Here is a 25521-nt window from a genome sequence, read left to right as displayed (position 1 = left end):
CACGGTGAAATTTGGTTTTGCCATTGCATATCTCGAAGCAGCATCTATATATACCCCGTCGAACATTGCTTGTGACCTTTGTCTACGCGCTGATGCGCTTCGCCAGATTTCCTTTCAAATATCGATCAAATCGGGCGAATACTCGCCCGTAATCTCTACCATGAAAGGAAATCGTTATGAGTTCAGGCACCGTAAAGTGGTTTAACAGCACCAAGGGCTTTGGCTTCATCCAGCCCGACGACGGCTCCACGGACGTGTTCGTCCATATCTCCGCCGTCGAGCGGGCCGGGCTGCGCTCGCTGGCCGAGGGCCAGAAGGTGACCTACGACATCGTCCGCGACAACAGGTCCGGCAAGAGCTCGGCAGACAATCTGCGAGCTGCTTAAATTGTCATTCGCCTCCGCTGACCACGGATGTACTGGCAGGGAGCGTTTGAATGACAGGGCGCCGTTGCGCGTCTGAAAAGATGCGCGGCGTTCAAGAGGAGGTCGGGGTAATGCCCGGCCTTTTTTGCTTGTGCCACCTAAAGGGCACAGACGAAGGAGATGGCCATGAGCCGGAACACCTACAATGTTGGCGATACGGTCGTGCTGAAGTCCGACCTGATGCGGATGTTGGCGGCCGACAGGACCTGCCGTATCGTCGGCATCCTGCCTGCAGCCGAACACGGAGAAGCACAGTATCGCGTCCGGCTCGGGACCGAGACCTTTGAACGTCGAATTTTCGAACACGATATCGATCCTGCGGAAAGCGCCCTGCCGGTCAGTGAACGCGTTCCGGCGGCAACGGTCAGTGGCAGTCCTTGGCTTAAGCCGTTGAGCATCAGGACCGCCAAGTGAATAAGGGCTGGAGCGCGCACGCGCCTCTTATCCCCCCGCAAGGAAGCACTCGGAATTTCCCGCCCTCTGGTTCTGATCGAAGGAACCATGTAGCAACTCATCAAACGGAAAGGATGTATTTTGCAGGTACTTGTCAGAGACAATAACGTCGACCAGGCTCTCCGCGTTCTCAAGAAGAAGATGCAACGCGAAGGCGTCTTCCGCGAAATGAAGATGCGCAGCGCCTATGAAAAGCCCTCCGAAAAACGTGCTCGCGAAAAGGCCGAGGCCGTTCGCCGCACCCGCAAGCTTGCGCGCAAGAAACTGCAGCGCGAAGGCCTTCTGCCCTCGCCGAAAAGAGTGGCGCGCACGCGCTGAGCATGTCTGTGCGGGTCAGGGGCGAGAGCGTCCGCTCTATTTGCCCTCCCGCGCAGCCCTTCCGTCAGGCGACTGTCACGACGCGTACATGTCCGCGGCGCTCTAGCACGTCGATGACGACGCTGGTGCCGGAGTGGTTTGCCGCCACGTCGACGGAGCCGGAGCCGATTTGCAGGTTCCGGATCTCGAGCTCCTCGATGAAGCCGGGCAAATAGGGCGTATCGAAGGTGATCTGCATCTGCTTCGTAAAGAATTCTATTCCGAGGCACGACTGAAGCAGCGATAGCGGCGCTGCCGCCGCCCAGGCCTGGGGAATGCAGGCGACCGGGTAGAAGGTCGGGCCCTGGGCGCGCTGGCGCGGAAAACCGCAAAAGAGCTCCGGTAGACGCCGCAGATCGATATAGGTCGAGGCTGCAAACAGTCCCTCGAAGATCCGCGCCGCCTGCAGACGAAAGCCGTAGCGCGCCAGACCGAGCGCGATCAAGGCATTGTCGTGCGGCCATACCGAACCGTTGTGGTAACTCATCGGGTTGTAGCGGCTTTCGGTGACCGGGATGGTTCGTATCCCCCAGCCCGAAAACGAGGCGCCCGACATCAGCGTCTTTGCGACAACTTCGGCTCGCTCGGGAATCGCAAGTCCGGTGAGCAGGGCATGCCCTGCATTTGAGGAGCGGACCCGGCAGGGCTGCTTGTCGCCGTCAAGCGCCAGCACATAGGTGCCGAGTTCCGCATCGAAGAAGATCGCGTCGAAGCGATGCCGCAAGTCATCGGCGCGGCGCGAGAACTCGACCGCCCGGTCCTCGTGGCCGAGAACCCTGAGCATCCTCGATGCCGCCTCCCAGGCGCCATAGACGTAGGCCTGCACTTCCGCGATGGCGATCGGCCCCCTGGCGAGCGTACCGTCGGCGTGGAAGACGGAGTCGTGGCTGTCCTTCCAGCCCTGGTTGGCGAGCCCTTCCTCGGTCCGGCGACCGTATTCGACGAAGCCGTCGCCGTCGCGATCGCCGTGGACATCGATCCATTTCAACGCGGCCTCGATATTCGGCCAGATCGTCCGGATCGTCGAAACGTCGCCGGTGCGTTGCAAGTACTGCCCGGCCAGCATCACGAAAAGCGGCGTCGAGTCGACGCTGCCGTAATAGCGGCGGAATGGAACTTCCCGCAATTCGGCCATCTCGCCGAAGCGCACCTCGTGCAGGATCTTGCCGGGTTCGGCATCCGACAGGGGATCGAAATCGGTCGCCTGGTTGGCGGCGAGATGCGCAAGCACGCCGCGGGCGATCTCCGGATCGAGCCACAGGGTTTCGATCGCGGCAATGATCGCGTCGCGGCCGAAAACCGTGCTGAACCAGGGGATCCCCGCATAGGGGTAAGGTCCTTCATTGGTCTCGGTGATGAGCATGTAGAGGTCGGATATGCTGCGGCGCACGACCTCGTTGAAGACCTCGTTCGAACTGACGATCGCCGCCGCCCGCCCCGAAGAGGTGCGCAACGCACGACGCGCATCCCGGAGCGCAAAGAAGAACGACCTGTGACCGATGGTGATCGCCGGCTCCCGCTGGCAATTGACCTCAAGGAAAAGCGTTCGGCTTTGACCGGGTGCAAGACCGATCTCGAAAACGGCTTCGGTTGCAGAAAGGCGCGAGGGCGGCGGATCGAAGCCAAGCCGGGTCGTCCGCTTCTGAGCGTCCAGTCCGGTATAGGAAAGATGCACCTCGCTGGCCTTTGCCGTCGGCGGATGCATCTGGCCGCGCTTTTTGCGCTGCTTGCCGCGCACCTCGAACAAATCCGCGAAATCGGCTGCAAAGGCCAGCCTGATTTCTATCTGATGCGGCCTCTCATGAAAATTGCGCACCAGGATCCGTTCATAGCAGGTGCCGTTCCAGAGAAAGCGGGACCGCCTGAGATGGATCGAATCATGGGGAAGCGCCAGTGCGCCGCTCTCGTCCAGGAAGTCAGGATTGGTCAGGTCGCAGGTCAGCGTCGCGTTGTCGTCTCTCAAGGTGGAGGAGAGGAGCAAGGGTCGAGCGCCGTTGATGGTCACGGCGAGATGGGAGAGATGCCGTGTGTCGCGATGGAACAACCCTTCGGGGCTGCCGGAGCCCGAATAGGCGTCGCCGTTGTGGTCGAAGACGGCGAAGGTATCGCCGTGCTTCAAGGTGTTCGGACGTCGTTCCTGCAGGGAGGTGGCTGCAGCAACCGCATATTCGGGCGGCTCGGTGACCGGAGAGTCGACGTTCTCAGGGGACATGGCGCTTCCCTTGGCACGCACCGCGGGGCGCCCCGCGAAGATGTCCGTTTTAACAACACCCTGCTGATTTTGTTCCCAGTTTGAGGAAATAAGTGGGCAGCGTATGGACAATTGCGCAGGAGCCAACCGGCGTTGACGAGGCACGGCTTGGCAACCTCACCCGCCTCCATGGAACAAGGCTGCAAGTGGCTGGTTTGAATGACATAACCAGTCGCGTTCCACGACGGGAGGAGCCAAGATGAGCAATGACACGAGCGGACGCAACCTCGGGGGCCAGCCCGGTTCCCCCGCAACGACGCCGGACCGTGCGGGCAACCAGCCGGAAGCCGGAACAAGGGAAGGCGAAGGCGGCATGGACCGTTCCCTGCAGCAAGCCGTCCGCGAGGACCTCGACGAACTTCGGCAATTTGCCGATGAGCGGACGGAAGAAGCCAAGGAAGCCGTCAGCCGCGCTGCGGAGGACGAGAAGAATGTGGCCGCACGCCAGCTTGGCGGCATCGCCACGGCGCTTGAGAAAGTCGGCGGCGAACTCGAACAGTCGGATCAACGCGCGCTCGGCCGCTATGCCAAGCAGATGGGCAGTTCGCTGCAAGACTTGGCACGCGACATCGAGGGCCGCGAGCTCGGCGAAATTGCCGCCATGGCGGAGGATTTCGGCCGGAAGCAGCCGCTGGCCTTCCTGGGCATGGCAGCCATTGCCGGGTTGGCCGCCAGCCGTTTCCTGACGGCCTCGGCTCATCGCCGCAGCAGGCGGAGCGTTTCCCAACCGTCCTCGCCAACGCCATCGGGAAGCAGCCGACCAAGTGAAGGCGGGTGGAATTTTACGGAGGATCGGCGCAATGCTTAACCATCGGGACGACCGCCCCCTATCGGAACTGATGACCGGGCTGGTGGCGGATATATCGGGACTTTTCCGCAAGGAAATCGATCTCGCCAAGGCGGAGGCGTCGGAGAATGTCAACCGGGCGATAGGCAGCCTGGAGACGCTTCTAATCGGCCTGATCTTCGCCATCGGTGCCATTGGCGTGCTGTTGAGCGCGGCCGTCCAGGGACTGGCCGCCTTTCTCATCGCGCGGGGCATGATCGAGCCGAACGCCGACGCCCTTTCGGCCGTCATCATAGGCGTCGTAGTCGCGCTTCTCGCCTGGGCGATGATCTCGCGCAGTCTCTCGAACTTGCGCGGCAACAGCCTCAAGTTCGATAAGACGGCCAGCTCCCTGCAGCGCGACCTGGACGTCGTGAAGGAGAGAGTGCAATGAACGACTATTCCCACACGCACTCGGCTGCCGAACTGCAGCGCGAGATCGAGGCCGATCGCCAGCGGATCGAGGAAAAGCTCCACGCCATCCAGGAACGGATGTCGCCGGGCCAACTGATGGACGAGATGCTTGAATATGCCAAATCGAGCGGCGGCGCCGAATATATGGGCAATCTCGGCGCCGCGCTCAAGGCGAATCCCATTCCGGTCGCATTGATGGGAGTAAGCCTCGCCTGGCTCCTCGCCAATCCGGGCTCACGCGCGCCGAAATACCCGGATAACACCGCGGACGAGTATCCGCTCGCCACCGTGACCGGCCCGGTGAAACGCACCGGCCCGATCGAGGAGAGCTTCGGCGAGCGCTACAGCCACTTCGCGGACGAAAGCGGCAATCGCTTCCGGGCGATGACGGATGCCGCCGGGCGCCGCGCCGGCCACTTCATCGACCAGAGCGGCAAGATCTATCGCGGTTTTGCCGACGCAGCCGGCCAGCAGATCGAGGATATAAGGGACGAGACCGGTGCCCTGTTCGACGAGGCCTCCGGTTGGGCGTCGAGAACCTGGCGGCAGGTGAGCGCTTCGGCGAGCCGCATGTCCGAGAGCCTTGCGGACACCGGCCGGTCGCTCGCGGGAAGCGTGCAGTCGGCGGGAAGGTCGCTGGAAGACCAGGGCGCGCGATTGAATGCCGCGATCCTCCAGCATTTCCGCGATCAGCCGCTGGTCGGCGGCGCGCTCGCCTTTGCGGTCGGTGCGGCAATCGGCGCGACGCTCCCGCACACGGAGGCCGAAGACGAGGCCATGGGCGAGGCGGCGGACGAAATGCGCAGCAACCTCGCCGCAAAGGCAAATGCCGCAGTTGGCGAGGCGATCGGCACGGCACAGGAGGTGTTGGACAAGACGAGCAATGCCGCCTTGGAAGCCCACGACGCCGCCAGGGACCGTGTCCGCGAAACGCTTCGGGAGTGACGGCTCGCCTGCGGTGGCCTGATCGACGAGTGCCGCGATAAGCCGCTCCAATCGACTGGCGACAGTTTCCGCTGTCGCCCCTTGACCATGCTCACCTCGCCGGCATCGAAGTTCTCGCCACCCCACCCCTCATAGTCTGATCCTCCCAGCCACACGGGGGCCGGCAGCGGGCCGCATTTGCCCTTCGGCTGCGCTTCGGACGCCGGTCCACTTCCAGTCATCGTCATAACAGAGCCGCTGCAACCACCCCGTTGTTGACATTTTTTGCAGAACGTGAAATTTCTTTCAGTAGGCGATAAAAATATCATGCAATGCAAAAAGTCACGCGGCGCAGCATCGGACGGGAAGCGATGGCGATCATCGGGGGATTGGCGGTTCGGGATGATGAAGCCAGCATGGCGACGCGGGCGGCCTGGCTGCACTACGCCGGCGGCTTGACCCAGGCGGAAGTCGCCAAGCGCCTCGGCCTCACCTCGTTGAAGGCGCACCGGCTGATCATGAGGGCCAACCAGGAAGGCCTGGTGAAGGTCTATATCGACGGCGACGTCTCCGAATGCGTCGAGCTCGAACAGAAGCTTTCCGGCCGCTACGGCCTCGACTATTGCGAGGTCGTTCCGGATTTCGACAGCGACGACCTGCCGCTGAGGGCGCTCGGCATTTCGGGCGCGCAGTTCCTGAGGCGCGAGATCGAGCGGGGCGAGACGGCGCTGATCGGCGTCGGCCACGGGCGAACGCTTGCGGCGTGCGTCGAATACCTGCCGCGCACGCCCAGCAACAACACGCGCTTCGTCTCGCTGCTCGGCGGCCTGACGCGCAAGTTCTCAGCCAATCCGCACGACGTGATCCATCGGCTGGCGGAGCGTACCGGTGCCGAAGCCTTTGTGATGCCGGTGCCGTTCTTCGCCAACACGGTCGAGGACCGTGACGTGCTGTTCAGCCAGCGCGGCGTTCGCGAGGTCTTCGAGCTGGCGAAATCGGCCGATCTCCTGATGGTCGGCATCGGCACGGCCGAGCGCGAGGCATCCCTGGTTGCCACCGGCATGATCGAGATGAGCGAAATCGAGGCCATTCAGAAAAGCGGTGCCACGGGCGAGCTGCTCGGCCACTTCTTCGACGCAAAGGGCCGGCCGATCGAGACGACGCTTTCCAACCGCACCTTCACGCTCGGCCGCAAGGACCTGCGGGACCGCCGCACCGTGGCGGTCGCCGGCGGCAGGATCAAGACACGCGCGATCCGTGCGGTGCTCGAAAGCGGGCTCTTGAATGGGTTGATCACCGACGAGCGCACGGCGCAGGCGCTCGCTGCCTAGCGCATCGGCCCGAAAATCGGACCCGATTTTCGGAAAGCACGATGCCTAGGTTCAAAGACTTATAGCGTCCTCTGAGCGTCCCGAAGGACGCACGGCGCTGGAGAAACATTCGAGGCCGCGGCAGGGGGAGGAAACCACCGCGGCCGGGGAGGCAGTACCGGTCGGGTAGCCGGTCAGCTCATTGGAGCATTCTTACCCGCAACGGAGGAGAAAACAGATGTATGAGAAGGAGAAAGACCTCATAAGCGCATTCCTGCGCGGCGAGGTGGACCGCCGCGGGATGCTGAAGGGCCTCGGTGCGGCAGGTCTGACGGCAGGCACCGCCGGCACGTTGTTCAACATGATGTCGACCCGGGCGCTTGCCGCCGATTTCGACTGGAAGGCGCATTCCGGCAAGTCGGTGAAGCTGCTCTTGAACAAGCATCCCTATGCCGATGCGATGATCGCCAACCTGCAGACCTTCAAGGATCTGACGGGCATGGAAGTCACCTACGACGTCTTCCCGGAGGACGTCTATTTCGACAAGGTGACGGCGGCGCTGTCCTCGAGTTCGTCGGAATACGACGCCTTCATGACTGGCGCCTACATGACCTGGACCTACGGCCCGGCCGGCTGGATCACCGATCTCAACGAATGGATCAAGGATACGACGAAGACCAACCCCCAATATGGCTGGGATGATTTCCTGCCGGGCGTCAAGGCGTCCTGCGCCTGGAACGGCCAGCCGGGTGGCGCGCTCGGTTCGGAAGACGCCAAGCAATGGTGCATTCCCTGGGGCTACGAGCAGAACAACCTCTCCTACAACAAGGAGATGTTCGACAAGGTCGGGGTCGGCGTTCCGAAGAACCTCGATGAACTACTGACGACGGCCGCAAAGCTCACCAAGGACGTCGGCGGCGGGGTCTACGGCATCGGCGTACGCGGCTCGCGCTCCTGGGCGACGATCCATCCGGGCTTCCTTTCGGGCTATGCGAACTTCGGCCAAAAGGATTTGAACGTCTCGGCCGACGGCAAGCTTTCGGCCGCTATGAACACGCCGGAATCGAAGGCCTTCCACGCCAAGTGGGTGCAGATGATCCAGGAGAGCGGCCCGAAGGACTGGTCGACCTATACCTGGTACCAGGTCGGCACCGACCTCGGCGCCGGCGCCTCGGCGATGATCTACGACGCCGACATCCTCGGCTACTTCATGAACGGCGGCGATAACAAGATGGCTGGCAAGCTTGCCTATGCGCCGTTTGCCGCCAATCCGGCCGCCTCCGCACCGACGCCGAACATCTGGATCTGGTCGCTGTCGATGTCCAACTTCTCCAAGGACAAGGACGCGACCTGGTACTTCCTGCAATGGGCGACGGGACTTGAGCACGCGATCTTCGGCGCGACGAAGATGGATTTCGTCAACCCGGTGCGGGCGACCGTCTGGAAGGACGAAATCTTCCGCGAGCGGCTGAAGAAGAGCTATCCGGGCTATGTGGAGATGCACGACATTTCCGCGCCGGGCGCCAAGATCCACTTCACCGCCCAGCCCCTGTTCTTCGACCTCACCACCGAATGGGCGGCAACGCTCCAGAAGATGGTGGCGAAGGAAGTGCCGGTCGACGAGGGGCTCGACAAGCTCGCCGAGAGCATCAATCGCCAGCTCGCGGAAGCAGGACTCGGCTGATCGCCGGCGGCGCCGGCCCGCACGCCGGGCCCGGCACACCGCAACGAATGCGCATACGAGGAGGGGGTCTGGCTGCGCCGGCCGCGGCCGGCCCCTTCATCGCCTTTCGAAATGGCATTTGAACGGAGCTGGCCATGGCTTCAGTGACGCAATCCGGGGCAACGCCCCGCGGTTTCAGGATTAGCAAGAAGGTTCTGCCCTATGTGCTTTCCCTGCCGGCGCTTCTCGTCTGCATCGGCATCCTGATCCCGTTTTTCTCGGCGGTGGTCTATTCCTTCCAGCGCTACCGGCTGAGCCAGCCCTGGGCGCGCCAGTTCAACTGGGGCGAGAACTACCTGAATTTCTTCACCGATTCCGGCTTCTGGAATACGCTCAGGGTCTCGCTCGTCTATGCCGGCACCACGGTGGTCCTCGAACTGCTGCTTGGCCTCGGCATTGCCCTGCTTTTGCAGCGACGCTCGACCGTCAACAATTTCATCTCGATCATGCTGCTCTTGCCGCTGATGACGGCGCCGGCGCTGGCGGCTCTGATGTGGAAGCTGATGACCAATCCGGGCTTCGGCATCCTCAGCTACTTCGCCAGCCTGATCGGCCTCGAGAATTTCCGCTGGGCCTCCTCGCCAGACACGGCGCTCCTGACGGTCGTGCTCGTCGACATCTGGGTCTACACGCCCTTCATCATGATCTTGCTGCTTGCAGGCTTGCGTTCCCTGCCGACCCAGCCCTTCGAGGCGGCGGCCCTCGACGGCGTGCCGCGCAGCTTCGTGTTCTTCCGCATCACCCTACCGATGCTGACGCCCTATATCCTGACGGCGACACTCTTCCGGCTGCTCGACTCGATCCAGCAATTCGACATCATCTATGCGATGACGCAGGGCGGCCCGGGCGATACGCTGACCGTCTTCCAGGTCGAGGCCTATCTCAATTTCTTCCAGTCGACCAATGTCGGCCGTTCCGCCGCGCTGCTGATCATCCTGTGGGCGATCACCTACATTCTGTCGAACGTCTTCATCAAGAACTGGCTCCGGCTGCGCGAGCGCGCCCGCGGCGAGGCGTAGAGAGGTCAAGATGGAAGCCATGTCTCCGCTCGAACGGCTCCTGCGCGGCGTTGCCCTGACGCTGGTCGTCGTCTTCTTCATGTTCCCGATCGTCTGGATTTTCCTGATGTCCTTCCAGACAAACGAGACGATCCTCAGGATACCGCCATCGGTGGTCTTCACGCCGACATTGGACAACTATGCGGCGCTGATCACCGGAAAGCTGCAGACCGCCGCCGGCACGCTCGACATCGCCTTCATGCGCAATCTTGGGAACTCGGTGTTCTTGTCGGTCGTATCCGTCGCCGTGGCGCTCGCCCTCGGCGTCCCCGCCGCCTACGCCTTCGCGCGGCACAAGTTCAGGGGTTCGGAGGATATCGCCTTCACGCTGCTTTCCTTCCGTTTCGCGCCGCCCCTGCTGGTGCTGCTGCCGCTGACGCAATATTTCCAGTGGCTTGGCCTCTCGAACACCTATTTCGGTCTGATCTGGGTCTATCAGCTCATCTGCCTGCCGCTCATCCTCTGGATCGTGCGCGGCTATTTCGAAGACATCTCGGCCGATGTCGAATATGCCTATCGCATTGCCGGCCATTCCTGGTTCTCGACCTTCCGCAAGATCGCCTTGCCGCTGGCGGGGCCCGGGATCGCCGCCGCCGGCCTGCTCGCCTTCATCTTCGCCTGGAACAATTTCGTCTTCGCGCTGGTGCTGGCCTCGGCCGACAAGCAGCCGGTGACGGTCGGCGCGCTTGCCTTCGTCACGGCCTCAGGCATCCAATACGGCCAGATCGCCGCGGCGATCGTGCTGTCAATCACGCCGACGCTCGCTCTCGCACTCTACGCCCAGCGCTACCTCGTCGAAGGCCTGTCGCTCGGTGCGGTGAAGGGATAATCGCTGATGACGACACTGCAGTTGAAGAACATCGTCAAAAGGTACAAGGGCCAGACAGTCCTTGATGATCTGTCGCTCGATGTGACCGATGGCGAACGGCTGGTGCTCTTCGGCCCGTCGGGCGCCGGCAAGACGGTGCTGCTGAGGCTCGTTGCCGGCGTGATCGATCCGGACGAGGGCCGCGTGCTGATCGGTGGCGACGACCTGACCGACGTCGATGCGGAGCATCGCGGCGTCGGCATGGCCTTCCAGAATTTCGCCCTGTTCCCGCATATGAGCGCCTTCGACAATATCGCCAGCGCGCTGACAGCCCGCAGGTTCTCGAAGGAGGCGATCGCCGCCGGGGTCGAGAAGGTGGCAAAGCTCCTGAAGATCGACCATGTGCTCAGCCACCATCCGAAGGCGCTTTCCAATGGGCAGAAGCAGCGCACGGCGCTTGCCCGGGCGCTGGTCGGCTCGCCGCCGCTGCTCCTGCTCGACGACCCCTTGCGCAACGTCGATGCCAAGCTGCGCTTCGAGATGCGTCTGGAACTGCCGCGTCTTCTCGCCGCCCAGGGTGCGACCGTCGTCTACGTCACCCAGGACTATAAGGAGGCGATGGCGCTCGGCGACCGGATCGCCGTAATGTTCGAGGGACAGCTTCGCCAGATCGGCACGCCGGCCGACATCTACGACACGCCAGCGGAACTCGAGATCGCCCGGCTGTTCGGCGACCCGACGATCAACCTGCTCGACGTCGTGCCGCAGCGCGGGCCGGACGGCGCCTTTGCCGAACTGTCCGGCGTTCGCCTTAGGCTGCCGGGGTTCGGGCCCGAAATCGTCGGGAAGGCCTGCGTTCTCGGCATCCGGCCGGAAAACATCACCTTCACCGAGGCGTCCGCGCCCGGGGCAATCCCCGTCACGGTCGAGGCCGAAACGCCGCTCAACGAGAAAACCGTTACCCTGACGCTAACGGCGCGCCGCCGGGAAATCCTCGTTTCGCGCCCGGCGGGCACACCAGGCCCGCAGGCCGGGCCGGCGCACCTTGCGGTCAACAGCCGGGCGACCCTGCTGTTCGACAAGGGCAGCGGCCGGCTGATGCGGCCGTCGGAGCCTGCCTCCAAGCGGAATGGAGAAGCGGCATGACCGACATTGCGCTCCTGCTGAAGGATGTCGACAAGTTCTACGGGCCGATCGACTACGGCGTCCATGCCGTGAAGAAACTCAGCATGGATGTCAGGAAGGGCGAGATCATCGCGCTCCTTGGCTCGTCTGGTTGCGGCAAGACCTCGACGCTCAGGATGATCGCCGGCTTCGAGGCGGTGTCTCGCGGCAAGATCTCGCTTGGCGGCCGCGAAATCCAGACATTCCCGCCGGTTCGCCGCAACGTGGCCATGGCCTTCGAAGGCTATTCGCTTTATCCGCCGCTGACGGTGCGGGAGAACATTGCCTTCGCGCTCAAGGCCTCGAAGCTGTCGCAGAGCACCGTCGACGAGAAGGTGGCCAGCATCGCCAGGCTGCTCGAGATCGAGGACATACTCGGCCGCTATCCAAGCTCGATCTCCGGCGGCCAGCAGCAGCGCGCCTCGCTCGGCCGGGCGCTGATCCGCGACGCCAGCCTGCATCTGCTCGACGAGCCGATGGGGCAGCTCGAGCCGCAATTGCGCGCCGTGCTGCGCGGCCGCATCAAGCACTACATCAAGGAACGCGGGCTGACCGCCATTCTCGTCACCCACGACCAGACCGAAGCAAATGCACTTGCCGACCGCATCGCCGTCATGGAGGGCGGCGTGCTGCAGCAGTTCGACACGCCGCAGCGGATCAAGGAGCGGCCGGCCAATCTCTTTACCGGCACCTTCGTCGGCGAGCCGCCGATGAACGTCTTCGAGGCGAGCGTCACCGCCTCCGAAAGCCGCCTGGCCTTCGGCCTCAAGGACGGCATCCGGCTGGAATATGCCGCCTCCGATTTCTCGCATGCGGTGCGCGATGCGCTGAGAAAGCGCCAGCGGGTGATTCTCGGCGTCAGGCCCTATGCGGTGAAACGCAGCGCCGACGGCGTCACCGGCCGCGTCGCCGTCAACCAGTGGCTCGGCGACCAGACGCATATCGCCGCGGATTTCGCCGGCGGGACGCTGGTGCTGGTGGAGCACGATCGGGCGAGGCTCGAGGTGGGCCAGCCGATCGGCATTCGCCTCGAGCCGGCGAGCCTGCATGTCTTCGACGGCGAGAGCGGCGCGGCGATCTCGCATGGGGAGGAGCTCGCCTGATGCGCGACATCCTGATCGGCATCGATGCGGGGACGTCGGTCATCAAGTCGGTCGCCTTTGACCTCGGCGGCCGGCAGCTCGCCATGGCGGCCGTTCCGAACAGCTACGAGGCGGTGGGGCGAACCGGCAGCGTGCAGGACCTGCGCCGCACTTGGGCGGACACCGTGAAAACCCTGGTCGAGCTCTCGGCCAGGATCGAGAACCTCCCTGGCCGCGTTGCCGCGATCGCGGTGACCGGTCAGGGAGACGGCACGTGGTTGATCGACAGCGACGGCGAGCCGGTCGGCAAGGGCTGGCTCTGGCTCGATGCGCGGGCCAGCGAAACGGTCGAGCGGCTGCGCGGCGACAGCGGCGATGTCGAGCGTTTCGCGCATACCGGTTCGGGACTTGCCGCCTGCCAGCAGGGGCCGCAACTGCGCTGGATGCTGGAAAACGCGCCGGAGATGCTGGAGGGAGCCGCCACGGCCTTCCATTGCAAGGATTGGCTTTATTTCAACCTCACGGAAAGGCGCGCCACCGATCCATCGGAGGCGAACTTCACATACGGGGACTTCCGTACCCGGCAATATTGCGACGCGGTGATTTCCTTCCTCGGTCTCGAGAGGCTTACGCATCTGCTGCCGGAAATCGTTGACGGGGCGGCGTCGCATCATCCGCTGTCTAAGGCTGCCGCCTCGGCCACCGGCCTTCCGGCCGGGACGCCCGTGGTGCTCGGCTATGTCGACGTGGTCTGCACGGCGCTCGGCGCAGGGCTTTATGATCCGGGAACCGATGCAGGCTGTTCGATCATCGGCTCGACCGGCATGCACATGCGGCTGGCGAAGAGCGCCGACGACGTTCGGCTCAACCGCGACCTGACCGGCTACACCATGTGCATGCCGATCCCGAACACCTATACGCAGATGCAATCGAATATGGCGGCGACGCTCAACATCGACTGGATCCTTTCGATCGCCGGCGGCGTCCTAAAGGGGATGGGGGTCGAGAAATCGAAGGGCGAGTTGCTCGCCCATGTGGATGGCTGGCTTGAGGAGGCGAGGGGCACGCCGCTGCTCTTCGAGCCCTATATTTCCGAAGCCGGCGAGCGCGGTCCCTTCGTCGACGCTTCGGCGCGTGCCTCCTTCGTCGGCCTGTCGAGCACCCATGGTTTCGGCGACATGGTCCGGGCCGTCTTCGACGGCCTCGCCCTTGCCGCCCGCGACTGTTATGCCGAAATGGGGCCGCTGCCGGAGCGCATTCGGCTGACCGGCGGGGCGGCGCGCAGCGCCTCTTTGCGCCGCATCCTCGGCGGTGCGCTCGGCGCCAGTATCCAGACCAGCGAACGCGAGGAGGCGGGCGCCGCGGGCGCCGCGATGATCGCTGCCGTTTCGCTCGGCATCTACCCCTCGATGGCCGATTGCGCTGGCGATTGGGTACGGCCGCAACTGCGCCCTGCCGAGCCGGCCGACGAGGAACTGGTCCGGCGCTATGACGCGCTTTTCCCCGCCTACCAGCAATCGCGCCTCGCACTCAGGCCCGTCTGGCACGCGCTCTCCCACGCGGCCGGCTCGGGAGATCAACAGGACAAACCGAAATGAAGAAGATTGCCATCATCGGCGACCGGTTCATGCTGCCGGAGGTGTTCCGCGACAAGATCGTCGCGGCCTGCGGCGACGGACATGAGATCCGCATTCTTGAACAGCCCTGGCCGGATGTGCCGATGGAGCATGGCTATGCGGTCGAGGGGATGGACGGGCTCAAGGAATATCTCGGCAAGCCCGCCGAGATCATCCGCTTCGTCGGCGACGCCGAAATCCTGGTGACGCAGCTTGCGCCCTTGTCGCGGGCGATGTTGTCCGAACTGCCGAACCTGAAGCTCGTCGCCGTCTCCCGCGGCGGGCCGGTCAATATCGACATGAGTGCCGCCCGCGATGCCGGTGTGCGGGTCGTCAATACGCCGGGACGAAATGCGAGCGCCGTCGCGGAGTTCACGATCGGCGCCATTCTCGCCGAGACGCGGCTGATCCGGGTGGGCCACGAGGCGCTGCGAAGGGGTGAATGGCGCGGCGATCTCTACCGTGCCGACCGCACCGGCCGCGAGCTTTCGGAATTGACCGTCGGCGTCGTCGGCTACGGCAATATCGGCACCAAGGTCGTCCGGCTGCTGCGCGCCTTCGGCACCAAGGTGCTCGTCCACGACCCCTATGTGCAGCTCAGCGCCGAGGACCGGAACGCCGGCGTCGAGCATGTTTCGTTCGACGAACTCCTCGAGCGCTCGGACGTGGTGACGCTGCATCCGCGCGTCACCGGGGAAACGCGGAACATGATGAATGCCGAGAGCTTCGCGAAGATGAAGCCTGGGGCGATCTTCGTGAACACCGCGCGGGGGCCGCTCTGCGATTATGAGGCGCTCTACGGCAACCTCGTCAGCGGCCATCTGGCGAGCGCCATGCTGGAGACATTCGCTGTCGAGCCGGTGCCGGAAGACTGGCCGCTCTTGAAGTTGCCGAACGTGACTCTGACGCCCCATATCGCCGGCGCCTCGGTCCGGACCGTTACCTATGCAGCCGAAATGGCGGCGGAGGAGGTGCGCCGCTACATCGTCGGCCTGCCGCCGGTCAATCCGTGCTGAGGGGAGGGCGATGAGCGAGCCCGGGACATACGACCTATTCGTCATCGGTGGCGGCATCAACGGCGCGGGCATTGCCCGCGATGCAGCCGGCCGCGGCCTTTCCGTGCTGCTCTGCGAGAAGGACGATCTTGCCCAGGGCACGAGTTCGCGGTCCGGAAAGCTCATTCATGGGGGCTTGCGCTATCTCGAATATTACGAGTTCCGGCTGGTCCGCGAGGCACTGATCGAGCGCGAGGTGCTGCTCCGATCGGCGCCGCACATCATCTGGCCGATGCGCTTCGTGCTGCCGCACAACCCCGCCGACCGACCGGCTTGGCTTGTCCGCCTCGGCCTGTTTCTCTACGACCATCTCGGCGGCCGCAAGCGCCTGCCGGGCACGCGGACGCTCGACCTCAGGACGGCGCCGGAAGGCGCGCCGATCAAAACGTCCTATCGCAAGGCGTTCGAATATTCCGACTGTTGGGTGGACGACGCCCGGCTGGTCGTCCTGAGCGCCCTTGACGCGGAGCAGCGAGGCGCCCGAGTCCTCACCCGCACCGCCTGCACGAGCATCCGCCGCCGCGGCGAGCTCTGGCAGGTCGAGATGACTGATGCCGGGACCGGTGCGAGGACGGAGGCGCGGGCGCGCTGCGTCGTCAACACCGCCGGCCCCTGGGTCAACGACATGATCGGCCGGGTCGCCGGGCTCAGCTCCCGCCGCAGCGTCCGGCTCGTCAAGGGCAGCCATATCGTTGTGCCGAAGTTCTGGGAGGGGAGGCAGGCCTATCTCGTCCAGAATCCCGACAAACGGGTCATCTTCATCAATCCCTATCAGAACGATCTGGCGCTGATCGGTACCACCGACATTCCCTACGAGGGACGGCCGGAGGACGTTGCCGCCGATGCCGACGAAATCGTCTATCTCATGAGATCGGTGAACCGCTATTTCAAGCAGCAGCTCAGCGAGGCAGACATCATCCAGAGCTTCTCCGGGGTCCGGCCGCTCTATGACGACAATGCCGAGAATCCTTCGGCGGTGACGCGCGACTATATTTTCGAGTTGGATGCGGCGAGCGGCGAGGCGCCGCTGCTTTCCGTCTTCGGCGGCAAGATCACCACCTTCCGCAAGCTTTCCGAACATGCGCTGGAGCGGTTGAAATCTTTCTTTCCGAAAATCGGTCCGGCCTGGACCGCGGGTGCCCACCTGCCGGGCGGCGATATGGCGAATGCGGATTTCGACCAATTCCTTGGAGAGCTGCGCGCCTGCTATCGCTGGCTGCCGGCCGATCTCTTGAAGCATTATGCCAGGCTTTACGGCACGCGGACCCACGCGCTGATCGACGGGGCAACGTCGCTCGACGAGCTCGGCACCGGCTTCAGCCGGCTCTTCCGCGAACGCGAAGCCCGCTTCCTGATCGAAACCGAATGGGCACGGACGGCGGAGGATCTGCTCGAGCGTCGCACCAAGCATGGCCTGCATATGAGCGAAGCCGAGAAGCGGGCCTTCGGCGGCTGGCTCAAGGGTCAGCAGGCGGCCGCATGAGAAAGGGGCAGGCGATGTTGCGAAGCTCCGAATTCGAAGCGCTTCTGGATCTGTCGGCGCGGATCGGCGCCGATCCGGAGCTCGTCCAGGGCGCCGGCGGCAATACCTCGATCAAGGAGGGCGATACCCTCTGGATCAAGGCTTCAGGACTTTGGCTCGCCGAGGCTCGGGCGCGCGATATCATGGTGCCGGTCGCGCTCGATCCGCTGATCGACGCACTGGAGCGCGACGATCCGGCGGCGGAGAGGGCCCAGGACTTCGTCATCGAGGAGCTCAACCCATCCGGCCTCCGGCCGTCGATCGAAACCACGGTGCACGCGCTGATGCCGCAGAAGGTGGTCATCCATGTGCATTGCGTGGCGACGATCGCAGCCGCCGTGCAGACCAATGCGGCGGCCATCGCGGCCGAAAGGCTTGCCGGCATTCCCCATGCCTTCGTTCCCTATGCCCGCCCCGGACTGCCGCTCGCCAGAGCGATCGGCGAACGGATCGATGCCGATACGGCCGTGCTGGTGTTCGGCAATCACGGGCTGGCGGTCGCCGGCGATACGATCGAGGATGCGGCGCTTCTCCTCGTCGACGTCTCCGAGCGGTTTGCCGGCCTCGTGCGCCAGGCTCCGCCCGCGGACCTGTCGGCGCTGTCGCGCCTCGCCGTCAACAGCGCCTATCGTCTTCCGGAGGAAGAAAGACTGCATGACGCCGCAACTGATCTCGAAAGCTGCAGGATCGCCGCCGGCGGCAGCCTCTATCCCGACCATGTGATCTTTCTCGGCAAGGGTTCGGTGATCGCCACGCCGGAGGATACGGCTCTTGCGATCGAGGCGCGCTTTCTTGAAGCGCGAGAGCCTTTGCCGCCGGTTCTCCTTTTTCCGGGCAAGGGGGTGCTGGTCCTCAAGGATATAACCGCCGGGGCGCTTGCGATGGCCCGCTGCCTTTCCGACGTGGCGGCGCGCATTCCGGCGAGCGCGCGGCTGCGCTACCTGACGGATGCCGAGAATGCCGAGCTTCTCGGCTGGGATGCGGAAAAATACCGTCAGCAGCTGAACCGCGCCGGGCAGGTGCTGCAATGAGCGGTGGAGACGGGCTCGTCCTCGGCATCGATATGGGCACGTCCGGTGCCCGCGCCGTGGCAATGGACGAAGCCGGGAACGTCGCCTCCTCGGGCGCCGCCAAGCTCGGCGCCTTTTCCGAGGACCATCGCGATCCGATCGGCTGGTGGAAGGCGGTACAGGCAGCACTTCTGGAGGCGCTTGCGGCAATCGATCCGGTGCGCGTGCGTGCAATCAGCATCGACGGCACGTCCGGGACGATGTTGCCGGTTGCGGCCGACGGAGAGCCGCTTGCGGCGGCGCTGTTGTACAATGATCCGGTCGGCGACCCGGCCATTGTCGACCGCATCGCCGCACATGCGCCGCTGGAAAGCGCCGCGCACGGCGCGACCTCCGGTCTCGCCAGGCTGCTGGCGTTTCAATTGTATCCCCGTGTCTTCCGCGTGGTCCACCAGGCCGACTGGCTCGCAGGGCATTTGACCGGCCTCTACGACGTCACCGACGAGAACAACGCGCTGAAGACCGGCTACGATCCCGTCCAACGGTGCTGGCCGGACTGGTTGGCGCGGACCGGTGCGCGGGTCGAGCTGCTGCCGGACGTCCAGCCGGCCGGAGCGCCCATCGCGACGATTTCACCGGCGGCGGCGGACGCCTTCGGCCTGCCGCGCGATACGGTCGTCGTCGCCGGCACGACGGACGGCTGCGCCTCGTTCCTCGCAACCGGCGCCGACGGGCCGGGCGATGGGGTCAGCGCGCTGGGCACGACCCTGACGGTGAAGATGCTGTCGGATCGGCCGCTGTTCGCTCCGGAATTCGGGCTCTACAGCCACCGGATCGGCGACATGTGGCTTGCCGGCGGTGCCTCCAACACCGGCGGTGCAGTGCTTGCCGCGCATTTCAGCCCCGAGCGGATCGGCGAACTTTCGGCGGAGATCGATCCGGCAACCGCGACGGGTCTCGATTTCTATCCGTTGACGAGGCCCGGCGAACGCTTTCCGATCGCCGATCCCGCGCTGATGCCGCGCATGACGCCGCGTCCGGCAGATGACGCGGAGTTCCTGAAGGCGATCTTAGAGGGGATCGCGGCCGTCGAGAGCCTCGCCTATCAGCGGCTCGCCTCACTCGGCAGCCCACCGCTTCGGGCGGTCCGCAGCGTCGGTGGCGGCGCCGGCAACAGGGCCTGGACGGCCATCCGCGCCCGCAAACTCCGCGTGCCGTTTCTGCCGCCGCGCTCCGAGGAAGCGGCGGCCGGCACGGCGCGGTTGGCACTGTCCGGTGCAAAACAAGCGGGGGTGCTATGAGTGCCGCCCGCACAATCCCCGGCCTCTCGGCGATCGCCGAGGCCTATGATGCCTTCCTCATCGACCAGTTCGGCGTCTTAAGAGACGGGCGCGGGCCATATCCGGGTGCCGCCGAGGCGCTTGTCCGCCTCAGGCAGGCCGGCAAACGCATCATCATCCTTTCGAATTCCGGCAAGCGCTCGGCGGAAAACGACCGCCGGTTGGCAGCGCTCGGCTTCGAGCCGGGTAGCTGGGACTGGTTCCTGACCTCCGGCGAAGTTGCCTGGCAGCTCCTGAAGCGGGAAGAGGCAGCCGCAGCGGGAGGGATGCGCAAATGCCTGCTGATCAGCCGCGACGGCGATCTGTCGCCGCTGAATGGCCTGGATCTCCTTCGGACGGAGAGCGGCGAGGAGGCCGACATCGTGCTGCTCGCGGCAAGCGAGGGCGACGCCCATCCGCTTGGCTTTTACGAGGATCTGCTTCGGCCCGCGGCGCAGCGCGGTGTCCCCTGCCTCTGCACGAATCCGGATAAGGTGATGCTGACGCGGACGGGGCATGCCTTCGGCGCCGGACGCATTGCCGAGCTCTATGAGGAACTCGGCGGCAGGGTGCGCTGGATCGGCAAGCCGTTCCGCGACATCTACGATTTCGCGCTCGATTTCCTCGGCAAGCCCGATCCGGCGCGGGTCTGCGCGGTCGGCGACAGCGTCGAGCACGACATTGCCGGCGCGGCAAACGCCGGGCTCGGCTCTGTGCTGGTCACGACCGGCATCCTCGAACGGCAGTCGGAGGAGGGGCGCCACGGGCTGTTCGCGGCACACGGCGCCATGCCCGATTTCCTCCTGCCGAAATTTCTCTGGTAGCCAGGAGCCCGGCCATGGCCTTCACCCTGTCGCTCAACACCAATCCCCTGGTCAACCGCTTTGCCGAGCCGGACGATCTGATCGACGCGATCGCCGAGAGGATCCGGATCGGCCACGTGCAACTCACCCACGAATTCGTCAATCCGAGCTGGCCGGCGGCGACCATCAGCAAGGTGACCCGGCAGTTCCGGGCGGCGCTTGCCCGCACCGGCGTGAAGATCACCTCCGGCATGACCGGACCCTATGGGCGGCTCAACCATTTCGGCCATCCCGACCCGGATGTGCGCCGCTATTATGTTGATTGGTTCAAGACCTTCGCCGATATCTCGGCGGAACTCGGCGCCTCCGCCATCGGCACGCAATTCGCGATCTTCACGCTGAAGGATTATGACGACCCGGTGCGGCGCGAGGAGCTGATGGCGATCGCCATCGACTGCTGGCGCGAAGTGGCGGAGCACGCCAAGGCGGCGGGGCTCTCCTATCTCTTCTGGGAGCCGATGTCGGTCGGCCGCGAATTTGGCCACACGATCGCGGCGTGCCGGGAACTGGACGGTCGCCTCGCCCGGGCCGAGTTGCCCATCCCGTTGAAGATGATGGTCGATATCGACCATGGCGACGTGGCGTCCGACAACCCGGCCGACATCGATCCCTACGCCTGGGCGGAAGCCTTTCCGCGGCGATCGCCGATCATTCACGTCAAGCAGTCGTCGATGAACAAGGGAGGCCATTGGCCCTTTACCGCCGCTTACAACAAGAATGGCCGCATTACGCCCGAGCGCCTGCTCGATGCGGTGAGGAGGGGTGGGGGAACGGACAACGAGATCTGCCTCGAACTGTCGTTCCGCGAGCGCGAGCCGGCCGATCACCAGGTGGTCCAAATGATCCGGGAGTCCGTGGAATACTGGGAGCCTCATATCGATACTGGGCTGAACGATGAGAAAAATCACACATCAATATAACAAAATACCGCAAACCACGTTGAAAAATCACATAATCATGTTATCTCTCTGTTGAGATGCGTAGCGAAAGACCGCGGGCCGAGAGGATGATGGCAGTGAAACCGGAAGACAGGCGACAGGCGGTTATGGACGTCCTAATGGAGGCGGGCACGGCCACCGTCGAGGACCTTTCCATTCGCTTCGGCGTCAGCAAGATGACCGTGCATCGCGATCTCGACGACCTGGAGCAGGCCGGCCTCTTGCGCAAGGTCCATGGCGGCGCGTCGATCCAGTCGAGCTCGCAATTCGAGAGCGACTTCCGCTACCGCGAGAAGATCGCCACGGCGGAGAAGCGGCGGATTGCCGAACATGCCGCGACTTTGATCGAACCCGGCCAGAGCATCATCATCGACGACAGTTCCACTGCCGGTGCGATTGCCGCCTGCCTCAAGGACATCCGCCCGCTCACCGTCATCACCAACAATCTCGGCGTCATTGCCGAGCTATCGGGCGCACCGGGCATCAACCTGATCGCGCTCGGTGGCCAGTATAGCAAGAAATTCAACGGCTTCTTCGGCATCGTCACGGAGGAAGCGCTGCGATCGCTCAGAGCCGACGTCGCCTTCCTGTCGAGTTCGGCAATCGAGGGCGCCACGGCGTTCCACCAGGACCAGGAGGTCGTGCAGACAAAGCGGCAGATGGTGAAATCGGCGACGCGCAAATACCTGCTCGTCGATCACGGCAAGTTCGGCCGCTCCGCCCTGCATTTCCTGACCGGGCTCGACGTTTTCGATGCGGTTCTGACCGGCAGCGAGGTTTCGAAGGACCATGCCGCCACCCTCGGCGAGGCCGGCATCAAGCTCATCGCTGTCAGTGATCAGAAAATAGCGGAGAAGGCATGAGCAAGTCGCAGGTCTGGGTCGGCACCAGCTGGAAGATGAACAAGACGCTGTCGCAGGCGACGGCCTTCGCCGAGGGCCTGGCGGCTGCCGATGCGGAGCGCGACCCGCGCATCCAGCGCTTCGTCATGCCGCCGTTTACGGCGGTCCGCGAGGTGAAGGAGAGGCTGAAGGAGACGAGCGTCAAGGTCGGCGCCCAGAACATGCATTGGGACGATGCCGGCGCCTGGACCGGCGAGATTTCTCCCTTGATGCTGAAGGATTGCGGGCTCGATCTCGTCGAGCTCGGCCATAGCGAACGCCGCGAACATTTCGGCGAGACCGACCGCACCGTCGGGCTGAAGACGGCAGCGGCCGTCAGCCATGGTCTCGTCCCGCTGATCTGCATCGGCGAAACGCTTGCCGAACGGGAGGCGGGCGAGGCCGATGCCGTTTTGAAGCGTCAGGTGGAAGGGGCGTTCGCGCTTCTCGAAGGCGACGCCAGAAGGGCGCCGGTCCTGCTCGCCTACGAGCCCGTCTGGGCGATCGGCGTGAACGGCATACCGGCGACCGCCGACTATGCCGACGCCCGCCACCGGCGGATAGCTGAGGCGGCCGCGGCGGCGCTCGGCGTCGCGGTGCCGGTGCTCTACGGCGGCAGCGTCAATCCCCAAAACTGCGAGGAGCTGGTCGCCCAACCGCATATCGACGGCCTCTTCATCGGCCGCTCCGCCTGGGAGGTCGGCGGCTATCTCGACATTCTGAAGCGTGTCGCCGGCGCGATCTGACCGGCAAAGGTTTGGAACAAGTGCGGAAAGGAAGCCCCATGAAAATCGCAATCGGTGCAGATAGTGCAGGCAAACCGTTGCTCGATGTCATTGCCGCTCATCTCGCCGGCCGGAGCGACGTCGAGGTCAAGGATCTGAGCCAGGCAGGCTTCTACGCCGAACTCTCGGAGCATCTGGCAAAGACGATCACGGCCGGCGAGAACGATCGCGGCATCCTGATCTGCGGCACCGGCATCGGCGTCTGCATCTCGGCCAACAAGGTGCCCGGTATCCGCGCGGCGCTCACCCACGACACCTATTCGGCCGAGCGAGCGGCGAAATCCAACAACGCCCAGATCATCACCATGGGCGCGCGGGTCATCGGTCCGGAATTGGCGAAATCGATCGTCGATACCTGGCTCGCATCCGAGTTCGATCCGCAAGGTCCGTCGGCCGGCAATGTCCAGGCGATCGATCGTCTGGATGCAGGCAAATAAAGCTCCGTTTCCGCATCGCCCCGTGATCCTCCCTCGGGAAGTGCGGCGTTGACGCCCGGCAGCAATGCCGGGTGTTTTCGTTGCGGAGTTACTTTTCACTGCGAATACCCATCCCGGGCTCCTCGGCGCCCGGTAGTGGCTCGGCGGAGCGCCGATGACGCGCTTGAAGGCGCGGCTGAAAGCCGCCTCCGAATCATACCCTCACGGCTTATCTAAGAGAACTCGGATCGTTGGAGATTGCTTTGATGACAAAGCATGCATGCTCCCCTTGTGGCCACTGAGATCGAAGAACGCAGCGAGCCGGCCTGGGCCGGCGTCATCTCGCTAGCGCTCGGCGTGTTCGGCCTCGTCACCGCGGAGTTCCTTCCCGCAAGCGTGCTGACTCCGATGGCGGCCGATCTCGCTATCAGCGACGGTACCGCAGGGCAGGCGGTCACGGCGACCGCCGTGGTCGGCGCCATCGCTGCGCCGACGATCGCGATCGTCACCCGCGGATTTGACCGCCGGCTTGTGCTCTGGGGTTTTACCCTTGCTCTGATCCTCTCCAGCTTGCTCGCCGCCATGGCCACCAACCTCACCATGCTGCTTCCAGCCCGCGTCATCCTCGGGATCGGGCTCGGCGGCTTCTGGTCGATGATGGCGGCGATTGCGCTGCGCCTCGTTCCGACGCGTCTCGTGCCGCGCGCCATGTTGATCATCTTCACCGGCGTCTCGCTCGCGACCGTCTGCGCAGCGCCCGTCGGCGCCTATATTGGCGATCTTTGGGGCTGGCGCGTCACTTTCCTGGTGGCTGCCATGCTCGGCGTCGTCACGCTCGCGGTGCAGATGACAAGCGTGCCGCGCCTGCCGCCGCAATCGGTGCCGAGCATCAGGCTGCTGTTCGATCTAGTACGCCGCCCGAGCATCAGCATCGGCATCATCACCGTCCTGCTCTTTGTCTCGGGTCATTTCGCCGGCTTCACCTATGTCCGGCCGTTCTTGGAAAAGATACCCGCCTTTGGCATCGAAGCGATCTCGCTGACCCTGCTCGCCTACGGCGTCGGCGGCTTCTTCGGCAATCTGGCCGGCGGCTTCGTCATCGAGCGCAGCATCACGGCCGCCGTCAGTCTCGGCACGCTTCTCATCGCCGCGACGGCGCTGGCGCTGGTGGCCTTCGGTGCGAACGATCTTGTTTCGGCGGGCGCCGTCACCCTCTGGGGCTTCGCCTTCGGAGCCCTGCCGGTTGCGGTCCAGACATGGATGGTCCGGGCGGCACCGGACCACGCGGAAAGCACCGGCGGACTGATCGTCGCCACGTTCCAGTTGGCGATTGCCGGCGGCGCGGTTCTAGGCGGCCTCTTCGTCCACGGCTTTGGACCGCTCGGCGCCATCAGTTATTGCGCCGCCGCAACGCTCGCCAGCGCGCTCTTCGTTCTGGCCTCCCGGCGCAGCATAGGGGTGTGAACATTGACTCCGCCGGAGCAATTCCTAGATGCCCCCTAAGTTTCAAAGGTCCTTGGGAGTATTGCGTGGCTGGTAGGTCCTTTCGCGCGGCAATGGCGCAGGTAATGAACGATGCGGATGTCGACGCGATCGCAGCGTCGGCAGCCGCGAAGGCGCCGACATCATCGTCTTCCCGGAGATGTTTTCGAACGGTTACAGCCGCTTCGATCCTGAAGATCCGGTCGCCCGGCAGGCCTGGATCGATGCGGCGGTGCCGATCGACGGCGCCTTTGTGAAAGGCTTTCGGGAGGCGGCGCGCAGGCACGGACTGGCGATGGTGGCGACCTTTCTCGAGGGCGGCAGCCCCAAGCCTTTCAATGCCGCAGTCCTGATCAACAGTCGAGGCGAGGTTGTCCTCCACCAGCGCAAGCGGCACGTCTGCTTCTTCGACGCTCCGGAAGAAGCCTGCGCCGCCGGCGAGACTTCCAGCGTGGCGCGGCTCAGGACTGAGGCGGGCGAGGTCACGATCGGCATCATGATCTGCATGGACCGAGAATTTCCCGACGTCACGTCAGACCTCGTGCGGGACGGCGCCGAAGTCATTCTCGTTCCGAACAGCTGTCCCTTGGTTGATGATCCCGCGGTCGGGGACGTCCGGATCGAAGGCGTGCGGGCACTGGCGTTTCAATCTGTCCTCGGCGTGGCGGTAGCGAACTATCCGGCGCCGAAGGACGACGGGCGGTCCTTTGCGGTCGATGCTCTGGGGAGGATCCTCTCCATGGGCGGACCGCAGCCGGAACTCGTGTTCGCGGATTTTGATCTGGACCGGATCAGAGTTTTGCAAACAGAGGACTGGTTCCGGCGGGTCCGTTGAGGAG

At 64.3% G+C, this 25521-nt stretch carries 25 protein-coding genes; 24 read left to right on the top strand and 1 reads right to left on the bottom strand.

Annotation, left to right across the window (positions count from 1 at the left end; genetic code table 11):
* Window positions 1–176 precede the first annotated feature (176 nt).
* The 3 genes from CO664_RS12845 to rpsU all read left to right on the top strand — a co-directional run bounded on the left by CO664_RS12845 (window position 177) and on the right by rpsU (window position 1196).
* Complete coding sequence (locus CO664_RS12845) at window positions 177–386, top strand: cold-shock protein (protein ID WP_037419601.1); 210 nt, start codon at window positions 177–179, stop codon at window positions 384–386.
* A 165-nt stretch (window positions 387–551) separates the two neighbouring features.
* Entirely contained in the window at window positions 552–839 is a 288-nt protein-coding gene (locus CO664_RS12840; RefSeq protein WP_037419605.1) for a hypothetical protein, read from the top strand.
* 120 nt (window positions 840–959) lie between these two features.
* The gene (rpsU, locus tag CO664_RS12835) at window positions 960–1196 is read left to right on the top strand and encodes a 30S ribosomal protein S21 (protein ID WP_014331582.1); all 237 of its coding nucleotides are present in this window, start codon (window positions 960–962) and stop codon (window positions 1194–1196) included.
* Between the two features lie 64 nt (window positions 1197–1260).
* Here the strand turns inward: rpsU and CO664_RS12830 are convergent, their stop codons facing one another.
* Window positions 1261–3447 (bottom strand): amylo-alpha-1,6-glucosidase, encoded by a 2187-nt coding sequence (locus tag CO664_RS12830; RefSeq protein WP_037419611.1) that lies wholly within the window; start codon window positions 3445–3447, stop codon window positions 1261–1263.
* 238 nt (window positions 3448–3685) lie between these two features.
* On the opposite strand from CO664_RS12830, the gene CO664_RS12825 reads away from it, so the two are divergent.
* The 21 genes from CO664_RS12825 to CO664_RS12725 all read left to right on the top strand — a co-directional run bounded on the left by CO664_RS12825 (window position 3686) and on the right by CO664_RS12725 (window position 25517).
* Complete coding sequence (locus tag CO664_RS12825; RefSeq protein ID WP_097538967.1) at window positions 3686–4294, top strand: nutrient deprivation-induced protein; 609 nt, start codon at window positions 3686–3688, stop codon at window positions 4292–4294.
* Window positions 4287–4706, top strand: a complete 420-nt coding sequence (locus tag CO664_RS12820; protein ID WP_037380277.1) for a phage holin family protein — start codon at window positions 4287–4289, stop codon at window positions 4704–4706. The genes CO664_RS12825 and CO664_RS12820 overlap by 8 nt, the downstream gene beginning before the upstream one ends.
* Window positions 4703–5671 (top strand): DUF3618 domain-containing protein, encoded by a 969-nt coding sequence (locus CO664_RS12815; RefSeq protein ID WP_097525930.1) that lies wholly within the window; start codon window positions 4703–4705, stop codon window positions 5669–5671. The genes CO664_RS12820 and CO664_RS12815 overlap by 4 nt, the downstream gene beginning before the upstream one ends.
* A gap of 350 nt (window positions 5672–6021) precedes the next feature.
* Window positions 6022–6981, top strand: a complete 960-nt coding sequence (locus CO664_RS12810) for a sugar-binding transcriptional regulator (protein WP_097539194.1) — start codon at window positions 6022–6024, stop codon at window positions 6979–6981.
* Between the two features lie 217 nt (window positions 6982–7198).
* Window positions 7199–8644, top strand: a complete 1446-nt coding sequence (locus CO664_RS12805; RefSeq protein ID WP_037419627.1) for an extracellular solute-binding protein — start codon at window positions 7199–7201, stop codon at window positions 8642–8644.
* A 134-nt stretch (window positions 8645–8778) separates the two neighbouring features.
* The gene (locus tag CO664_RS12800) at window positions 8779–9702 is read left to right on the top strand and encodes a sugar ABC transporter permease (RefSeq protein ID WP_037419630.1); all 924 of its coding nucleotides are present in this window, start codon (window positions 8779–8781) and stop codon (window positions 9700–9702) included.
* Window positions 9703–9712: 10 nt separating this feature from the next.
* Entirely contained in the window at window positions 9713–10570 is an 858-nt protein-coding gene (locus tag CO664_RS12795) for a carbohydrate ABC transporter permease (protein WP_037419632.1), read from the top strand.
* Between the two features lie 6 nt (window positions 10571–10576).
* Window positions 10577–11695 carry an ABC transporter ATP-binding protein gene (locus tag CO664_RS12790; protein WP_097525932.1) on the top strand — a complete coding sequence of 373 codons (1119 nt, stop codon included), beginning with the start codon at window positions 10577–10579 and terminating at the stop codon, window positions 11693–11695.
* Entirely contained in the window at window positions 11692–12816 is a 1125-nt protein-coding gene (locus CO664_RS12785) for an ABC transporter ATP-binding protein (protein ID WP_097538966.1), read from the top strand. Before CO664_RS12790 ends, CO664_RS12785 begins: the two co-directional genes overlap by 4 nt.
* Window positions 12816–14393 (top strand): FGGY-family carbohydrate kinase, encoded by a 1578-nt coding sequence (locus tag CO664_RS12780; protein ID WP_097538965.1) that lies wholly within the window; start codon window positions 12816–12818, stop codon window positions 14391–14393. Before CO664_RS12785 ends, CO664_RS12780 begins: the two co-directional genes overlap by 1 nt.
* Window positions 14390–15427, top strand: a complete 1038-nt coding sequence (locus CO664_RS12775; protein WP_097538964.1) for a 2-hydroxyacid dehydrogenase — start codon at window positions 14390–14392, stop codon at window positions 15425–15427. The genes CO664_RS12780 and CO664_RS12775 overlap by 4 nt, the downstream gene beginning before the upstream one ends.
* 10 nt (window positions 15428–15437) lie before the next feature.
* Window positions 15438–16949, top strand: a complete 1512-nt coding sequence (locus CO664_RS12770) for a glycerol-3-phosphate dehydrogenase (protein ID WP_097538963.1) — start codon at window positions 15438–15440, stop codon at window positions 16947–16949.
* A gap of 14 nt (window positions 16950–16963) precedes the next feature.
* The gene (locus CO664_RS12765; protein ID WP_097538962.1) at window positions 16964–18019 is read left to right on the top strand and encodes a class II aldolase/adducin family protein; all 1056 of its coding nucleotides are present in this window, start codon (window positions 16964–16966) and stop codon (window positions 18017–18019) included.
* Window positions 18016–19299 (top strand): FGGY-family carbohydrate kinase, encoded by a 1284-nt coding sequence (locus CO664_RS12760; RefSeq protein WP_097538961.1) that lies wholly within the window; start codon window positions 18016–18018, stop codon window positions 19297–19299. Before CO664_RS12765 ends, CO664_RS12760 begins: the two co-directional genes overlap by 4 nt.
* On the top strand, window positions 19296–20141 hold the full coding sequence (locus tag CO664_RS12755; protein ID WP_037419656.1) for a TIGR01459 family HAD-type hydrolase: 846 nt from the start codon (window positions 19296–19298) through the stop codon (window positions 20139–20141). Before CO664_RS12760 ends, CO664_RS12755 begins: the two co-directional genes overlap by 4 nt.
* 14 nt (window positions 20142–20155) lie before the next feature.
* On the top strand, window positions 20156–21100 hold the full coding sequence (locus CO664_RS12750) for a TIM barrel protein (RefSeq protein ID WP_097538960.1): 945 nt from the start codon (window positions 20156–20158) through the stop codon (window positions 21098–21100).
* A 95-nt stretch (window positions 21101–21195) separates the two neighbouring features.
* On the top strand, window positions 21196–21981 hold the full coding sequence (locus CO664_RS12745; protein WP_097539193.1) for a DeoR/GlpR family DNA-binding transcription regulator: 786 nt from the start codon (window positions 21196–21198) through the stop codon (window positions 21979–21981).
* Window positions 21978–22745: a triose-phosphate isomerase gene (locus tag CO664_RS12740; protein WP_097538959.1), complete on the top strand. Its 768-nt coding sequence runs from the start codon at window positions 21978–21980 to the stop codon at window positions 22743–22745. Before CO664_RS12745 ends, CO664_RS12740 begins: the two co-directional genes overlap by 4 nt.
* 38 nt (window positions 22746–22783) lie before the next feature.
* Window positions 22784–23221 carry an RpiB/LacA/LacB family sugar-phosphate isomerase gene (locus CO664_RS12735; protein WP_097525942.1) on the top strand — a complete coding sequence of 146 codons (438 nt, stop codon included), beginning with the start codon at window positions 22784–22786 and terminating at the stop codon, window positions 23219–23221.
* Between the two features lie 255 nt (window positions 23222–23476).
* Window positions 23477–24664, top strand: coding sequence for an MFS transporter (locus CO664_RS12730; protein WP_097538958.1), 1188 nt, complete (start codon window positions 23477–23479; stop codon window positions 24662–24664).
* Between the two features lie 178 nt (window positions 24665–24842).
* Window positions 24843–25517 carry a carbon-nitrogen hydrolase family protein gene (locus CO664_RS12725; protein ID WP_234820248.1) on the top strand — a complete coding sequence of 225 codons (675 nt, stop codon included), beginning with the start codon at window positions 24843–24845 and terminating at the stop codon, window positions 25515–25517.
* Window positions 25518–25521: the final 4 nt, after the last annotated feature.

Source organism: Sinorhizobium sp. NG07B (genome assembly GCF_002532005.1).
Classification (GTDB): domain Bacteria; phylum Pseudomonadota; class Alphaproteobacteria; order Rhizobiales; family Rhizobiaceae; genus Sinorhizobium; species Sinorhizobium fredii_C.
Note: the sequence above shows the minus strand (reverse complement) of the source record. Positions and strands in the feature narration are given on the sequence as shown.

What these genes read in the sequence shown, in the direction of transcription:
- CO664_RS12780 (WP_097538965.1), top strand. Translation starts at nt 12,816, where the DNA reads ATGCGCGACATCCTGATCGGCATCGATGCGGGGACGTCGGTCATCAAG.
- CO664_RS12820 (WP_037380277.1), top strand. Translation starts at nt 4,287, where the DNA reads ATGCTTAACCATCGGGACGACCGCCCCCTATCGGAACTGATGACCGGG.
- CO664_RS12785 (WP_097538966.1), top strand. Translation starts at nt 11,692, where the DNA reads ATGACCGACATTGCGCTCCTGCTGAAGGATGTCGACAAGTTCTACGGG.
- CO664_RS12755 (WP_037419656.1), top strand. Translation starts at nt 19,296, where the DNA reads ATGAGTGCCGCCCGCACAATCCCCGGCCTCTCGGCGATCGCCGAGGCC.
- CO664_RS12790 (WP_097525932.1), top strand. Translation starts at nt 10,577, where the DNA reads ATGACGACACTGCAGTTGAAGAACATCGTCAAAAGGTACAAGGGCCAG.
- CO664_RS12725 (WP_234820248.1), top strand. Translation starts at nt 24,843, where the DNA reads ATGTTTTCGAACGGTTACAGCCGCTTCGATCCTGAAGATCCGGTCGCC.
- CO664_RS12740 (WP_097538959.1), top strand. Translation starts at nt 21,978, where the DNA reads ATGAGCAAGTCGCAGGTCTGGGTCGGCACCAGCTGGAAGATGAACAAG.
- CO664_RS12760 (WP_097538961.1), top strand. Translation starts at nt 18,016, where the DNA reads ATGAGCGGTGGAGACGGGCTCGTCCTCGGCATCGATATGGGCACGTCC.
- CO664_RS12775 (WP_097538964.1), top strand. Translation starts at nt 14,390, where the DNA reads ATGAAGAAGATTGCCATCATCGGCGACCGGTTCATGCTGCCGGAGGTG.
- CO664_RS12815 (WP_097525930.1), top strand. Translation starts at nt 4,703, where the DNA reads ATGAACGACTATTCCCACACGCACTCGGCTGCCGAACTGCAGCGCGAG.
- CO664_RS12750 (WP_097538960.1), top strand. Translation starts at nt 20,156, where the DNA reads ATGGCCTTCACCCTGTCGCTCAACACCAATCCCCTGGTCAACCGCTTT.
- CO664_RS12810 (WP_097539194.1), top strand. Translation starts at nt 6,022, where the DNA reads ATGGCGATCATCGGGGGATTGGCGGTTCGGGATGATGAAGCCAGCATG.
- CO664_RS12805 (WP_037419627.1), top strand. Translation starts at nt 7,199, where the DNA reads ATGTATGAGAAGGAGAAAGACCTCATAAGCGCATTCCTGCGCGGCGAG.
- CO664_RS12800 (WP_037419630.1), top strand. Translation starts at nt 8,779, where the DNA reads ATGGCTTCAGTGACGCAATCCGGGGCAACGCCCCGCGGTTTCAGGATT.
- CO664_RS12830 (WP_037419611.1), bottom strand. Translation starts at nt 3,447, where the DNA reads ATGTCCCCTGAGAACGTCGACTCTCCGGTCACCGAGCCGCCCGAATAT.
- CO664_RS12730 (WP_097538958.1), top strand. Translation starts at nt 23,477, where the DNA reads ATGCATGCTCCCCTTGTGGCCACTGAGATCGAAGAACGCAGCGAGCCG.
- CO664_RS12770 (WP_097538963.1), top strand. Translation starts at nt 15,438, where the DNA reads ATGAGCGAGCCCGGGACATACGACCTATTCGTCATCGGTGGCGGCATC.
- CO664_RS12735 (WP_097525942.1), top strand. Translation starts at nt 22,784, where the DNA reads ATGAAAATCGCAATCGGTGCAGATAGTGCAGGCAAACCGTTGCTCGAT.
- CO664_RS12840 (WP_037419605.1), top strand. Translation starts at nt 552, where the DNA reads ATGAGCCGGAACACCTACAATGTTGGCGATACGGTCGTGCTGAAGTCC.
- CO664_RS12825 (WP_097538967.1), top strand. Translation starts at nt 3,686, where the DNA reads ATGAGCAATGACACGAGCGGACGCAACCTCGGGGGCCAGCCCGGTTCC.
- CO664_RS12765 (WP_097538962.1), top strand. Translation starts at nt 16,964, where the DNA reads ATGTTGCGAAGCTCCGAATTCGAAGCGCTTCTGGATCTGTCGGCGCGG.
- CO664_RS12845 (WP_037419601.1), top strand. Translation starts at nt 177, where the DNA reads ATGAGTTCAGGCACCGTAAAGTGGTTTAACAGCACCAAGGGCTTTGGC.
- CO664_RS12795 (WP_037419632.1), top strand. Translation starts at nt 9,713, where the DNA reads ATGGAAGCCATGTCTCCGCTCGAACGGCTCCTGCGCGGCGTTGCCCTG.